Here is a 13600-nt window from a genome sequence, read left to right as displayed (position 1 = left end):
TAATGGACGCACTCGCCCACATTGACAAAAATAAATTACCCCAGCACGTTGCCATCATTATGGATGGTAATGGACGATGGGCGAAAAAACAAGGACTCCTTAGAGCCGTTGGTCATAAAAAAGGTACAAAAGCTGTAAGAGAAGCTGTTGAGGCTGCTGCAGAGCTGGGCATACCCCACCTTACACTCTACGCTTTTTCTACAGAAAACTGGAACAGACCTAAAGCAGAGGTAGATACACTTATGAATCTACTCGTCTCTTCTCTAAAAAAAGAAATTTCTACACTTCAAGACAATGATGTTGCGCTCAACACCATAGGTTTAACGAGCTCTTTACCTAAGAAAGCCCAGCGAGAACTCAATGAAGTGATAGAAAAAACAAAAGACAACAAAAGGCTTAAACTCACTCTAGCACTGAGTTACGGCAGTAGAGAAGAGCTTATAAAAACAGTACGAGAAATAAGCGATAAAGTTAAAAATAACCTAATTTCGCCAGCTGAAATAGATGAATCTTGTATAAATCAGCATCTTTACACCTATGACATACCAGATGTAGATCTGTTAATACGTACAAGTGGAGAGCAACGAGTGAGCAATTTCTTGTTATGGCAAATTGCCTATGCTGAATTTTACTTTACAGAAGTATTGTGGCCAGATTTCAGAAAGGAACATTTACATGACGCTATTTACAATTATCAGAAAAGAGAACGAAGATTTGGAAAGACAAGTGAACAGATTAAATAGTATAGCTACTTTTTCAAGAGCAACAGGCAGATGGATTTTTATTTTGGCCTTATTATGTAGCACCTTAGTAAATGCGCAAAGAGACACCCCGCTAGATCCAAATATCAAGTATGAAATTGCAGATATTAAGGTTACTGGAACTTCTACTTACAATGAGAATACTGTAATTGTATTTACAGGGTTAAGAGTAGGAGAACGTATATCTCTTCCCGGCACAAAAGTTTCTAACGTAATTAAGAAATTGTGGTCATTAGAGCTGTTTTCTGATATTAATCTTTATGTGACAGCAATAGATGGGGATAAAGTAGATCTCCAGCTAGATATTAAAGAAGTGCCAGAACTTAATGAAGTGCACTTTAAAGGTATTAAGCAAAAGAAAGGTTCTACCTTTATCAAAGACAATGGCCTTAACAAAGGGGCAAAAGTCACAGAAAACCTTGAGACCACCACTACAAACTACATTGAGAACTCATATAAGAAAAAAGGATTTTTAAACTCAAAAGTATTTGTAAATACAGTACCTGCATCAGACACGTTAGGTAAAAACAAAGTCAATATGATTGTAAATATTGACAAAGGAGAGCGTGTGAAAATTAAAGATATCAACTTTAATGGCCGCGAAAAATTACAAGAAGCAAAGCTCCTTGGATCAATGAAAAACACAAAGGAGAAAAAAATCTGGCGTCTTTGGAAAAGGTCAAAATTTATTAAGGCAGACTATGAAGACGACAAAGTAGCCATAATAAATAAGTACAAAGAAAAGGGATATCGTGATGCTAGAATTGTATCAGATTCTATCATTAAAAATAATGACAAAACGATAACTGTAGAAATAAATGTTGAAGAAGGTCGTAGATATTATATAGGTGACATAGACTTCATAGGAAACTCAGTTTATACAGACGAGCAACTAAGTAGACAGTTAGGTCTTAAAAGAGGTGATGTCTACAACGGTGTTTTACTTCAAGAACGTATAAAAGATGATACAGACCCTGATGCAGATAATATCGCAAACCTTTATCAAAACAGTGGTTACTTATTCTCAAATGTAAACCCAGTAGAGACTAGTGTAGAAAATGACACCATAAACTTTGAGGTGCGCATTACCGAAGGTAAACTCGCTTACTTTAATAAAGTAACTGTAAAAGGTAATGACAAGACTAAAGATAAAGTTATTTACAGAGAGCTACTTACCAAGCCTGGACAGCGTTACAGTAAGAAAGCAGTAGTAGGTACAATACGTGAGCTTGGTCAATTAGGTTTCTTTGACGCACAGCAGCTTACTCCTAATTTTAATAATTTTGACCCAGTAGGTGGAACTGTAGATCTAGAGTATAACGTTGTAGAGCAAGGAGCAAGCCAGATAGAACTTCAAGGAGGTTTTGGTGGTGGAGGTTTTGTGGGAACTCTAGGACTCTCATTTAACAACTTCTCTATACAGAACATATTTAATAAAGATGCCTACAACCCATTACCTATGGGTGATGGCCAGAAGTTTTCTTTGAGAGCACAAGCAAGTCAGTTTTTCCAGACGTATAGCGCTTCTCTTACAGACCCTTGGTTTGGAGGAAAACAACCAGTACAATTTTCTACATCATTCTCGCACACTATACAATACCTTTTTACAGGTATTACAACAGGTAGCGCAAGTGATCGTGTAGATAGAAACAGTAAATTCTTAATTACGGGAGGTTCTGTAGGATTATCTAAGCGTCTTAAATGGCCAGATAGAAACTTTAGCCTATCACACGCTATAAGTTTCCAGCACTTTGATTTACAAAACTACAACACAGGTCTATTTACCTTTGGAGATGGAGCTTCAGAAAACTTGGCCTATACTATAGGTCTAAGTAGACGTGAGCTTTATGGAGGATTAATTTTCCCTACAAGTGGATCTGACATAAGTCTAACAGCAAAATTAACCTTACCATACTCTGCTTGGAATGGTGTTGATTATAAAGGTCTAGCTATAGAGCGCGATGAGGCTATCGCAGATGGTCTTAGCAGCACAGGTAAAACTGTAGGAGAGATAGATCAAGAACGTTTTAACTGGCTAGAATACTATAAAGTAAAGTTTACTGGTAAGTGGTATACACCACTTGTAGGTAAGTTTGTACTACAATCTGGAGTAGAATTTGGATGGCTAGGTGCTTATAATCAAGATAGAGGCGTACCACCTTTTGAACGTTTCTTCTTAGGAGGTGATGGTCTAGGAGGTTTCTCTCTTGATGGTAGAGAGATTGTAAGACTTAGAGGATACCCTAACCAGTCTGTAACTCCTATAGATAGAGGCGCTATTTTACAAAGCACAGGGCAGGCTAATGATGGTGCTACCATTTACAATAAATTTAGTCTTGAACTACGTTACCCTATCACATTTAGCCCTCAGGCGAGCATCTATGCATTAACTTTTGCAGAAGCAGGATCATCTTATGACAATTTTAGAGATTATAACCCGTTTCAATTGAGTAGATCTGCTGGGGCAGGAATTCGTATATTTATGCCGGCCTTTGGATTATTAGGTCTGGATTTTGGATATGGATTTGACCCAATTCCTGGTACAACAGGAGCAAATGGATGGGAAACTCACTTCATTATCGGACAGCAGTTTTAATTTTTGGCACGATTATTTCTAATGCAACTCTGAAATTATGAAGACAAACGTTTTTATCTTATTAATAGCAACTTTCCTTTTAGGCCTTAGCGCTCAAGGTCAACGAGCAAGTGGTGTACGTATAGGTTATATTGATATGGAATACATTCTCGAGAATGTACCAGAATATCAAGAAGCTTCCTCACAACTTGATGAAAAAGTTGCAAGATGGAAAGGAGAGATAGAAACAAAGCTCGAAGAAGTATCTGCAATGAAAAAACAGCTAGATAATGAGCGAGCACTATTAACGAAAGAACTTATAGAAGAGCGTGATGAAGAGATTGCTTTTGAGAGAGATCAAATCTTAGAGTATCAACAAAAACGCTTTGGACCTGGAGGAGATCTCGCTATACAAAGAAGACAACTCGTAGAGCCCGTACAAGATCAAGTTTTTAATGCGGTGCAAGAGATATCTACAGCCAAAAAGTTTGACTTAGTTTTTGATAAATCTTCAGATCTTATGATGCTTTATACTGCAGACCGCCTTAACATAAGCGATCAAGTATTAAGAAGTATAACTCGTGCTGCAAAGCGCAACCAGATAAACAATAAGAAAGAAGAAAGAGACTTTGATATAGACGAAGCAAAAACTGTAGAGCAAGACAAGGCTACCCAAGAAAGACAACGTGCTATAGAGGCAAAAAAATCTGAGCGTGAGGCAGCACTAGAAGCACGTAATAAAGAACGTAATGCTCAAAAGGCAGAGCGTCAAGCAGCTTTTGAAGAAAGAAGAAAGAAACTTCTTGAAGAGCGTAAACGTAAAAAAGACTCTATTACAGCTGTGCGTGAGGCAAAAGCAGCAAGTAGAAATTCTGGAACTCCTACTTTAGATAAAAAAACAGGTGATGCGCTCTCTGCAAAAGAAGCAGCGCTAGAGGCAAGAAAAAGAAGAAAAGATTCTATAATTGCTGTACGTAAAGCAAAAAGAGATTCTATTATAGAAGCTAGAAAAAGAAAAGCAAATCCTTCACAAGCAGATGGCGAAGATGGAGGAGGTATTTAACCCTTATTAAATTTTACACTTAACTCAAATTAGATTACAATGAAACAGTTTACAAAAGTATTAGCAGCAATTGCACTTATCGTAGGAATGAGCAGCGCTATGCAAGCACAAAGCAAAGTTGCACACATTAACTCGCAGTCTCTTGTAGAAGCTATGCCTTCATATAAGACAGCTATGGCAGAGCTAGAAAAACTACAGAAGTCATATGATGCCGACATCTCAGGAATGGGTAATGAACTTCAAAAAACATTAGAACGTTACAACCGTGAGGCAGAAACGCAAACAGATGAAGAGAACCAAAGACGTATGAACGAAGTACAAGAAACTCGTACTAACATTGTGAAGTACCAACAGTCTGCAATGCAAAAACTTGAAGTAAAACAACAAGAGCTTATCAAACCTATCTTAGAAGAAGCTAGACTTGCTATCCAGAAAGTAGCACGAGCAAAAGGTTATGAGTTTGTACTTGACTCAACTCCAGGAGCAGGAGGCGTTCTTATGGCAGATGGTTATGATCTAATGGCAGACGCAAAAGCGGCTCTAGGGATATAAATCTAAAGCTTGATAACCAATCACTGAGTACATTATCAATAAGTATATAAAAACTGCCCTTTCTAGGGCAGTTTTTTTTATTTTAGAACTATGAGTAATAAGGATGTTATAGGAGTTTTTGACAGTGGTATAGGGGGCACCTCCATCTGGAAAGAAATAGTGACTAGACTACCTGGCGAAAACACCATCTACCTTGCAGACAGTATAAACGCACCATACGGCGCAAAGTCTAAAGAAGACATTATTGCTCTCTCTGTAAAAAACACAGAAAAACTCATTAATCTAGGAGCCAAAATCATTGTAGTAGCTTGTAACACGGCAACTACAAATGCTATAGACTATCTTAGAGAACACTACAATATTCCGTTTATAGGTATAGAACCTGCTATTAAACCTGCAGCTGTACAATCTCAGAGCAAGGCAATAGGTATACTCGCTACAAAGGGCACACTTAACAGCGCGCTTTTTCAAACTACCTCAGAGAGATGGACACAAGGCGTAGACGTTATTGAGGTAATTGGAGAAGGTCTTGTACCTCTTATAGAGCAAGGAGATCTAGAGAATCTTGAGCTATACAACTTATTAGAATCCTATATACAGCCTATGGTCGAAAAAAACATAGACTACCTCGTGCTAGGTTGCAGCCATTACCCCTACCTCATCCCATTATTAAAAAAGATGTTGCCTCCACACGTAGCAATTATAGACTCTGGGCTAGCTGTAGCTAGACAGACAGAGGCAGTTTTAAAAGGTTTAAACAATCTTTCGGGGGACGTGTCAAGTGAGCACTACCTGTATACTAATGGAGATGTGAAGGTGCTTAAAAAGGTCTTATTACGCTTTCGCGAAAGCGTAAAACCCACCACCACCATTACTATATCACACAAAGATTTTTAGAAACGTTTATTTAAAGTAAGCAAGCAGGTTAGACTTCTGACTCGCCGAGACAAGCACCTCTTTACCAGTACTCATAACTACGCTCCCGCCCTTTCCTTTTTTGTAACCAGTAATCTCATTTACATTTACAAGAAAAGACTTATGCACTCGAGCAAACCCAAAATCTGTAAGGGCTACTTCAAAAAACTTGAGCGTTTTACTTACTAGCTTCTTATCGCCAGATTTCATAAAAATCTGCGTATAATTATCATCTGCCTGGCAGTATAAAATATCTTTTGCCGGGAGCACCTCAAAACCATCTTGTACAGGTATAGTTATCTTACCCTGCTTATCCATATTGTGTGTGGTAAGCACCTTGTTTTCTAGTGCATTTTCTTTAGACTTTATCTCGATTACATAGTCTACTGCTTTGATAAGCTCATCTATAGAAACGGGTTTAAGTAAATAATATGAGGCGTGTGTATTAAGCGCATCCATCGCATACTGATTATATGCCGTGACAAAGACTGTCTCAAATGTACGATCGCCCACTTGCTCAAGCAGGTCAAAGGCATTACCCTTAGGCATCTCCACATCTAAAAAGACAAGATCTAGTTTATGATTGCGTATTAACACAAGGGCTTCATCTACATTTTCGGCCTCCCCAACAATAGTTACTTTTGGGCAATATTTTGTAAGATAGTTGCGCAGTATCTCTCTACTTGTCTCTTCGTCTTCTACTATGATTGTTTTGAGCTCCATAATTATGCTTTTTTAATAAAGAGTTGTACTTGTGTTCCCTCTCCGTTTTCAAAAATATCTGATACCGCAACACTTATTCTATCGCCATACATCTCGTTAAGGATTGCAATACGCTTTTTGATATTACCCATTCCTTTAGATTTCTGTTTCTTTTGATTTTCGGTTTTCAACTCCTTGCTTCGCTTGCGCCCCACTCCATCATCAGAAACGGTTATTACCGCCGTTTCTTCATCTTTTTGAGCAAAGGTTATTTGTAATTTTCCTTTTTCTTCTTTGTACCTCATACCGTGCCATACCGCGTTTTCTACGTAAGGCTGGAGCAACATAGGAGGTATCATAAATGCGTCTACATCGAGCTCTTCATCTACCTCGATCTCGTAGTCAAATCTATTTTTGAACCTAAAATGTTCTAGCATTGTATAGCGTTTTATGAGATCTATCTCGCTAGAGAGTGGTATAAAATCCTCCTCACTATTTTCTAATACGGCTCGCATTAGTATAGAGAAGTCAGACAAGTATCTATTTGCAGTGCGCTCATCATTAGTAGCTATAAAGCTATTAACAGAATTAAGGGCATTAAAGATAAAATGCGGATTCATCTGTGAGCGTAGACTTTTAAGAGCAAGTACATTATTTGCATACTGCTGCTTTTTACTACTACGGTACATTGCAAAAGCTGTAAGCATAAGCAAGGCTGTCACTAGAATTAATGATCCTATAATCACCTTTTGTCTAGTATCACGTGCCTTTACAAGCTCTTGCTCTTGAAAAGCTAGCTGATATCTACTCTCATTGAGTTGTCTATCTTTTTCTAAGCTTATGATTCGGTTTTGTTGTTCTGTAATATCTTTTGCAAATCTTGTAGCCTGCGAAATCTCTTGTTCCTTACGATTGTAACTAAGATCTACCACCTCCTTATAAGCCTCGTAAGCTTCTTTAAACTTATCTATGTCACCTTTATCTCTATATACCTCAGAGAGCCTTCTACGTGCATTAGTTTCTACCGTGAGGTCTTCTTTGCGTTTTGCTTCTTCAATACTTTTGTTAAGAAATGTTATAGACTCGTCGTATTTATTTTGAGCAGCCAGTGCAAATCCTATCTTATAATTTTGCTTTTGAGTGGTAATAACATCATCATTAGAAATAGAGTCTGGTGCAACCACACTTAAGTCTTCTATAGCAGATTTACGTAACTCGATCTCTGCGTCATAAGATTTGTTTCTACTATAATAATCTGCAATGTTTGTTTTTGCTCTTACAGAAGATTCTGTTTTTTCAAGACTAGATAACTGCGCCGCTTTGTTATAGTTTGATGCTGCTTCTTGTTGCGCCCCTTGCTGGTCATAAGCATCACCTATTTTTGTACGCACGCGTGCAGCTTCTGAGACTTTATTAAGCTCTGAAACCGTACGCTCTACAGCTTCATAATTTGTAATAGATGTCACATAGTCACCAGTAGCAACGTAGGCGTCTCCCAGGCCTTCTTTTACTGTAACAAGCTGTTGGGGAGTGAGCTTTTTGTTTTCTAGCCTTTTGTAGAGACGTATACTCTCTTGATAACTCTTATTATTATAGTATGCCTTTGCAAGAGCAATCTCTACCGCAGTGCTGGGTGTATTCTTTATACTAAGCTTATAGTTTGTAATGGCAAGATCATACTGTTTCCAGAAACTATAAATATCACCTAGTAATTTAAAACTCTCTGCTCGCTCTTGTGATGACAAGCCCTCTATGGCAAGTGCTTTTGAAACTTGATCTACGCCAGCAGCGGCATCTCTCCTATATATAGATTGTGCCTCGCTGAGATATGTTTTATAGCTTACTAATTCTTCTTCTACATCTTGCATTTGCTCGAGCGCTATAGCCTCTTCCAGCGGCCTTACCTCTACCCTAATGCGCTGCTTGTCTTTTACTGTATAATAAACAGTTTCAAAATCTTCACTTTTAACCACAAGCTCATCACCTAATTTTGCCTCTATACGAAACTCCCCATCGCGGCCAGTCTTTGTGTAAGCACCTCCAGTAACCTCTACATTTACCTTGTTTACAGGCTTCATAGTTTCGGTATCTAGCACACTACCTCTTAAAATGAAGATCTCGTTTGTGCTACGACTTACGGCTCTATTTTTTTGCTGTGCTTGCATTGCTGGTGACAGCAAGGCAATACAGAGTATGCATAATATGTAAATTCTAGTTCTCATTGGTATCAAACATACACTATAAATCTAGCATCCTAAAATCACAAGGCCCCGCAACTTGCTTATAAATGGCATTTTACATCCATATTTTGCCACTTTACTCAAATCACTGGTGCGTTCACTCACCAGTAGTGCTAGTTTACTCAATAACGATAATTTCTAGACAAAGCCCTTGCTACTTTTGACTTGTAACTAATTCAAAAAGAGACATTAGACATAACTCTCAACATTTTTATTCATCTCAAAAAACAAACTTATGAAAACGCTATTGCTACTTGCTGCTACCCTGGGAACACTCACAAACAGTATCGCAGGAGAACTTAAGGTGGAAAATTACGCTTTCGCGAAAGCGGAAACCTCATCACTACACATCTCTACTCCTAAACCTGACACAAACACCATAAAAGTCGCTTTGCTGCTGGACACCTCAAATAGTATGGATGGTCTTATAGACCAGGCAAGGGCTCAACTCTGGGAACTTGTAAACGAGCTTGCACTTGCAAAATGTGGAAATGACTCACAACCAGATCTTAAAATTGCCCTTTATGAATACGGTAATGATCGCCTTAATGCAAGAGAGGGATACATTAGGATGGTGAGCGCCTTTAGCACAGATCTAGATGAGATTTCTAAAAACCTTTTCTCACTCACAACAAATGGTGGTAACGAGTATTGTGGTAATGTGATACAAACCTCGCTCAACCAGCTAGACTGGGGTAAAAATGCAAACGACCTTAATTTAATATTTATAGCCGGCAATGAACCCTTTAACCAAGGGCCTATTACTTATGAAAGTGCTGCTAGCAATGCTTGCGGTAAGGATGTAACCATAAATACTATCTTTTGTGGTGATTATAATCAAGGTGTTAAAACACATTGGAAAGATGGTGCTGCGCTTACAAAGGGCGACTACATCGCAATAAATAGCGACCGTACAACGGTACATATCCCGTCTCCTTATGATGATGAGATTTTACATAAAAATGCAGCACTTAACAAAACCTATGTAGGGTATGGAAATCTTGCCTCGAGTAAGATGGCACTGCAAAGCAGTCAAGACACTAATGCAGAGGCATATGGTAGTGCAAATGCCGTAAAAAGAGCCGTAAGCAAGAGCTCAAGGTTATATAAAAATAGTAGCTGGGATCTTGTAGATGCGCTAGATGATAATGAGGGGATTGTAGAAGAGCTTGAAGTATCAGAACTTCCCAAGGAATTAAAAGGAAAGGACGAAGAGGAAATAAAAACATACATCGCTCAAAAAAAGAAAGAACGTAAAAAAATACAAGAGGAGATTGCCACTCTTAATAAGAAGCGTCAATCATATGTAGCGGCAAAGACAGATAAGAAAGATAACGAGTTGCGCAACGCCCTTATTGAAGCAATAAAAAAGCAGGGTAAAGTAAAAGATTACCACTGGGAAGAATAAGTTTAATACATCTAAATTTTAATTGCCTCTAGCGACAACTAGAGGCAATTTTTGTTTTTATGATTCTCTTAACGTCTATACAAATCACTCTAGCCGTATAAGATAGAAGTAAACACTAAACTAAAGATTTATGAGTATTTCAAGAATATCAAAAAACACCCTACTTATTGCACTTACTGCAGGAATGATAACCTCTTGCGTTTCAAAGAAAAAATATACCCAATTACAATCTGAGTATGACACTACAAAGGTTACACTTACCAAAACTAAAGTAGAGAAAGAAGAGATAGAAGCAAAGTATGCTGCTATAGAGCAACGTGTAGATGATTATAATAATAAAATTAACGCTCTTAAAGACACCAACACAGATTTACAGGCCTCAAATGATTCAAAATTTGAGATTACTACAAATGGTACGGTAATGTCTGAAAACACAAAAAAGAAACTTAGAGCTGTACTTGCAAATGTAGATCCAAGTGAGCTGGCACAAGCACAAACACTTGAAGACTCTATGAATCTTGCCGTATCGCACAAGCTCAAACGCAACCTAGACCGCGATGTGTATGGAAACAACGCTAGCCAAGATATTAACATCGACATAGATGATACGGTTGTACAAATCTCTATCTCAGATAAGATGTTATTTCGCTCAGGAAGCTATAAAGTAAGCAAAGAGGCAGATGATCTTTTAAGACGTATTGCAGCAGTAGTAAATTCTGAGCCTGCAGTAGAGGTTATGGTAGAAGGACACACAGATAGCCGCACCGTTAAGAAGGGTTCTTACCTTAAAGATAACTGGGACTTAAGTGTACAGCGAGCTACAGCAATAGTACGTGAGTTACAAAATAAACATAACGTAGATCCTGCAAAGCTTATAGCGTCTGGGAGAAGTAGCTATGTCCCACTTGTAGAAAACAACAGCAAAGAGAATATGTCTAGAAATAGAAGAACACGTATTCTTATTTTACCCAACTTAGATAAGTTTTTAGCACTTATGGCTTCAAATGAGTAAGTCTAGATAATGTCTTAAAAACAAGAAAGCCTCATCAATTTGATGAGGCTTTTTTATTGTGATTACGCTTTCGCGAAAGCGAGATAATAGTTAGTTTATTGCAGGGCAATTACAGTCATAAGGATCTTTATTTACTCCTAAATTAAGACCTAATGTAATCTGGTGGAAACCACCATTAGTAAGCACTACAGAGTTGCTCTGGTATGAGTATGTGTAACCAAAAATAAAGCGATCATACATTCCTCCTATAAAAGGTGTAACGTATTGTAATTTTTGTACATCTACAGTTTCACCATTTGTTGTAAACTCTGCTCCGTCAAAACTTCTTCTATATGACAAACCTCCCCAGAGACGTCCCCAGTCAAGTTTATAATATGCTTTTGCATTTACATCTAGTGTAGCTTCACCCGTTTGCTCTGTTGCTTGAAACATTACAGATGGTTCAAAACTCCAGTCTGTATAATTAGGTGTTACCGCATATGCCATTGAGACTATATAGCGACGCTGGTTGTTAGGCTCAAAATTTTCACTAAAAATATCACGCTTTGCAGGTATTGCATTCTTAACTGTAAAATGTGCAGAGAAGTCTAAGAAGTTATAAGACATTCCAAAATCTACATTTAAGTAAGAATCACTTTGCTCTATTCCTGAAATTACTGGATCAAAATCTGTGAGGTCAAAATTAGTCTCGTCTAGTTTACCCTGTATTATACCAGCGCTTATACCAAAAGAAAGCTGGTTAAGATCTGCAAAGCTACGACCTAACATTAAGTGATAAGCAAATGTTGCATAAGCACCTTGCTGAGAAAAGTATCCATTTCTATCATTAAAAAGGATACCTCCTACACCTATTTTCTCACCTACTCGACCATTCATACTAACCGTTTGTAATGCTGGTGCATCATCTACTCCTGCCCACTGGCCACGAGCAGTTCCTCTTAACTTTGTGGTTTGAGAGGCTCCCGCCATAGATGGGTGTAATAAATACAGGTTATCTTGTAAGTAATCAAGGTATACAGGTATTCCCTCTTGTGCAATAGCATATTGCGCAAAAAACAAGGCTATTAGAAAGTAGGATTTCTTCAAACTCATAGGTTTTTCGTTTTCTATACAACAGTAAATCGCATTGGATATTGCCCCTTGCGACTGCAGTCTATTATTTTTTAAGTAAGGCCTACAAAAGATTTTACTTCCGTAGCTCTCAAATATATGACTTTTTACAATACATATCCTTAAATATGAAGTGAACTCATATCGGGAGATACTATTACAGCAGCATATTTACCAAAATATAACACTAGTAGTATTAAAAATAATAACATCGTCCCTAGTACTCATTCATATACTATTCTATAACATTTTAAGGCTCATCTTCCCTACCTTTGCAAAAAAAGATCACCTATGGCAACATATAATATATCTGTAGAGGGAACATCAAATCCTGCTATCAAAAAATTTCAAGCAGATCAATTTCTTGTTAATCACAATAGCTACGAATTTAAAAATATAGATGAGGCTGCAAACTCTCCACTTGCACAGCAACTGTTTTACTTACCTTTTGTAAAAACTGTTTACATCGCACAAAACTTTGTCGCGATAGAAAAATATAATATCGTAGAGTGGATAGATGTGCAGCAAGAAGTTGCAAACCAAGTAGAAGATTATCTTAATGATAACGGGCTTGTAATTATAGAAGATGTTGCTGCCAAAAAAATACCAGTAACAGTATATGCAGAGTCTACGCCTAACCCGTCTACTATTAAGTTTGTAGCAAATAAAAAGCTGGTAACAACCTCTTTTGAGTTTAAAAGTATTGATGATACTGCAAATGCACCTATGGCCAAGGCGCTTTTTCACTTTCCATTTGTAAAAGAAGTATTTTTTGATGAAAATTATATCTCAGTCCAGAAGTATGATATGGCAGAGTGGGATGAGGTTGTAACTGAGACACGTGAGTTTATACGTGACTACATTCAAGATGGAAAAGAAATCGTAACTGCAGAGCAGCTCAAAACTCCTCAACAAGTAGACGCCATCGCCGAAGAAAAGTTTGAAACTCTAGATGACGTATCAAAAGAGATTGTAAATATTATAGAAGAATATGTAAAACCTGCCGTTGCTAGTGATGGAGGTAATATTGTTTTTAAACATTATGATGAGAAGACCCAAAACGTCTCGGTAATTTTACAAGGTGCTTGTAGTGGTTGTCCTTCTAGTACGTTTACACTTAAAAACGGAATAGAAAATATGCTTAAGCAAATGCTCCCAGGTAAGATCAATATGGTAGAAGCTATTAACGGCTAGATTTATAATCTCACAAAATTAAAAAAGCCTCATTACACAAAAATGTAATGAGGCTTTTTCAGTTAGAG

The 13600-nt window shown here is 37.7% G+C and carries 11 protein-coding genes; 8 read left to right on the top strand and 3 right to left on the bottom strand.

Going from position 1 to position 13600, the window contains the following annotated elements; all coding sequences use genetic code 11:
• Positions 1-2 precede the first annotated feature (2 nt).
• The 5 genes from ACFO5T_RS03670 (at position 3) to murI (ending at position 5848) form a co-directional block, all read left to right on the top strand.
• The gene (locus ACFO5T_RS03670; protein WP_035325783.1) at positions 3-743 is read left to right on the top strand and encodes an isoprenyl transferase; all 741 of its coding nucleotides are present in this window, start codon (positions 3-5) and stop codon (positions 741-743) included.
• Complete coding sequence (locus ACFO5T_RS03665) at positions 676-3357, top strand: BamA/OMP85 family outer membrane protein (protein WP_380032138.1); 2682 nt, start codon at positions 676-678, stop codon at positions 3355-3357. Before ACFO5T_RS03670 ends, ACFO5T_RS03665 begins: the two co-directional genes overlap by 68 nt.
• 37 nt (positions 3358-3394) lie before the next feature.
• On the top strand, positions 3395-4399 hold the full coding sequence (locus ACFO5T_RS03660; RefSeq protein ID WP_380032136.1) for an OmpH/Skp family outer membrane protein: 1005 nt from the start codon (positions 3395-3397) through the stop codon (positions 4397-4399).
• Positions 4400-4438: 39 nt separating this feature from the next.
• The gene (locus tag ACFO5T_RS03655; protein ID WP_380032134.1) at positions 4439-4951 is read left to right on the top strand and encodes an OmpH/Skp family outer membrane protein; all 513 of its coding nucleotides are present in this window, start codon (positions 4439-4441) and stop codon (positions 4949-4951) included.
• Positions 4952-5041: 90 nt separating this feature from the next.
• The gene (gene murI / locus ACFO5T_RS03650; RefSeq protein WP_380032132.1) at positions 5042-5848 is read left to right on the top strand and encodes a glutamate racemase; all 807 of its coding nucleotides are present in this window, start codon (positions 5042-5044) and stop codon (positions 5846-5848) included.
• Between the two features lie 6 nt (positions 5849-5854).
• Here murI and ACFO5T_RS03645 read toward each other — a convergent pair whose 3' ends face one another.
• Positions 5855-6589: a LytR/AlgR family response regulator transcription factor gene (locus ACFO5T_RS03645; RefSeq protein ID WP_380032130.1), complete on the bottom strand. Its 735-nt coding sequence runs from the start codon at positions 6587-6589 to the stop codon at positions 5855-5857.
• Positions 6590-6591: 2 nt separating this feature from the next.
• Positions 6592-8790 (bottom strand): histidine kinase, encoded by a 2199-nt coding sequence (locus ACFO5T_RS03640; protein WP_380032128.1) that lies wholly within the window; start codon positions 8788-8790, stop codon positions 6592-6594.
• Between the two features lie 253 nt (positions 8791-9043).
• Here ACFO5T_RS03640 and ACFO5T_RS03635 point away from each other — a divergent pair, with 253 nt between their 5' ends.
• Positions 9044-10216, top strand: coding sequence for a hypothetical protein (locus tag ACFO5T_RS03635; RefSeq protein WP_380032126.1), 1173 nt, complete (start codon positions 9044-9046; stop codon positions 10214-10216).
• A 130-nt stretch (positions 10217-10346) separates the two neighbouring features.
• Positions 10347-11228: an OmpA/MotB family protein gene (locus ACFO5T_RS03630; RefSeq protein WP_380032124.1), complete on the top strand. Its 882-nt coding sequence runs from the start codon at positions 10347-10349 to the stop codon at positions 11226-11228.
• A gap of 90 nt (positions 11229-11318) precedes the next feature.
• Here ACFO5T_RS03630 and ACFO5T_RS03625 read toward each other — a convergent pair whose 3' ends face one another.
• Positions 11319-12320 carry a PorP/SprF family type IX secretion system membrane protein gene (locus ACFO5T_RS03625; RefSeq protein WP_035325795.1) on the bottom strand — a complete coding sequence of 334 codons (1002 nt, stop codon included), beginning with the start codon at positions 12318-12320 and terminating at the stop codon, positions 11319-11321.
• Between the two features lie 309 nt (positions 12321-12629).
• On the opposite strand from ACFO5T_RS03625, the gene ACFO5T_RS03620 reads away from it, so the two are divergent.
• Positions 12630-13532 carry an iron-sulfur cluster biogenesis protein NfuA gene (locus tag ACFO5T_RS03620; RefSeq protein WP_038597548.1) on the top strand — a complete coding sequence of 301 codons (903 nt, stop codon included), beginning with the start codon at positions 12630-12632 and terminating at the stop codon, positions 13530-13532.
• Positions 13533-13600: the final 68 nt, after the last annotated feature.

This window comes from Dokdonia genika (genome assembly GCF_042652845.1).
Classification (GTDB): domain Bacteria; phylum Bacteroidota; class Bacteroidia; order Flavobacteriales; family Flavobacteriaceae; genus Dokdonia; species Dokdonia donghaensis.
This window is presented reverse-complemented; position numbering and strand designations above follow the sequence as displayed.

Bases quoted from the DNA above. Each gene is read 5' to 3' on its own strand.
- ACFO5T_RS03640 (WP_380032128.1), bottom strand. From the start codon at position 8,790: ATGAGAACTAGAATTTACATATTATGCATACTCTGTATTGCCTTGCTG.
- murI (WP_380032132.1), top strand. From the start codon at position 5,042: ATGAGTAATAAGGATGTTATAGGAGTTTTTGACAGTGGTATAGGGGGC.
- ACFO5T_RS03635 (WP_380032126.1), top strand. From the start codon at position 9,044: ATGAAAACGCTATTGCTACTTGCTGCTACCCTGGGAACACTCACAAAC.
- ACFO5T_RS03630 (WP_380032124.1), top strand. From the start codon at position 10,347: ATGAGTATTTCAAGAATATCAAAAAACACCCTACTTATTGCACTTACT.
- ACFO5T_RS03655 (WP_380032134.1), top strand. From the start codon at position 4,439: ATGAAACAGTTTACAAAAGTATTAGCAGCAATTGCACTTATCGTAGGA.
- ACFO5T_RS03670 (WP_035325783.1), top strand. From the start codon at position 3: ATGGACGCACTCGCCCACATTGACAAAAATAAATTACCCCAGCACGTT.
- ACFO5T_RS03625 (WP_035325795.1), bottom strand. From the start codon at position 12,320: ATGAGTTTGAAGAAATCCTACTTTCTAATAGCCTTGTTTTTTGCGCAA.
- ACFO5T_RS03645 (WP_380032130.1), bottom strand. From the start codon at position 6,589: ATGGAGCTCAAAACAATCATAGTAGAAGACGAAGAGACAAGTAGAGAG.
- ACFO5T_RS03660 (WP_380032136.1), top strand. From the start codon at position 3,395: ATGAAGACAAACGTTTTTATCTTATTAATAGCAACTTTCCTTTTAGGC.
- ACFO5T_RS03620 (WP_038597548.1), top strand. From the start codon at position 12,630: ATGGCAACATATAATATATCTGTAGAGGGAACATCAAATCCTGCTATC.
- ACFO5T_RS03665 (WP_380032138.1), top strand. From the start codon at position 676: ATGACGCTATTTACAATTATCAGAAAAGAGAACGAAGATTTGGAAAGA.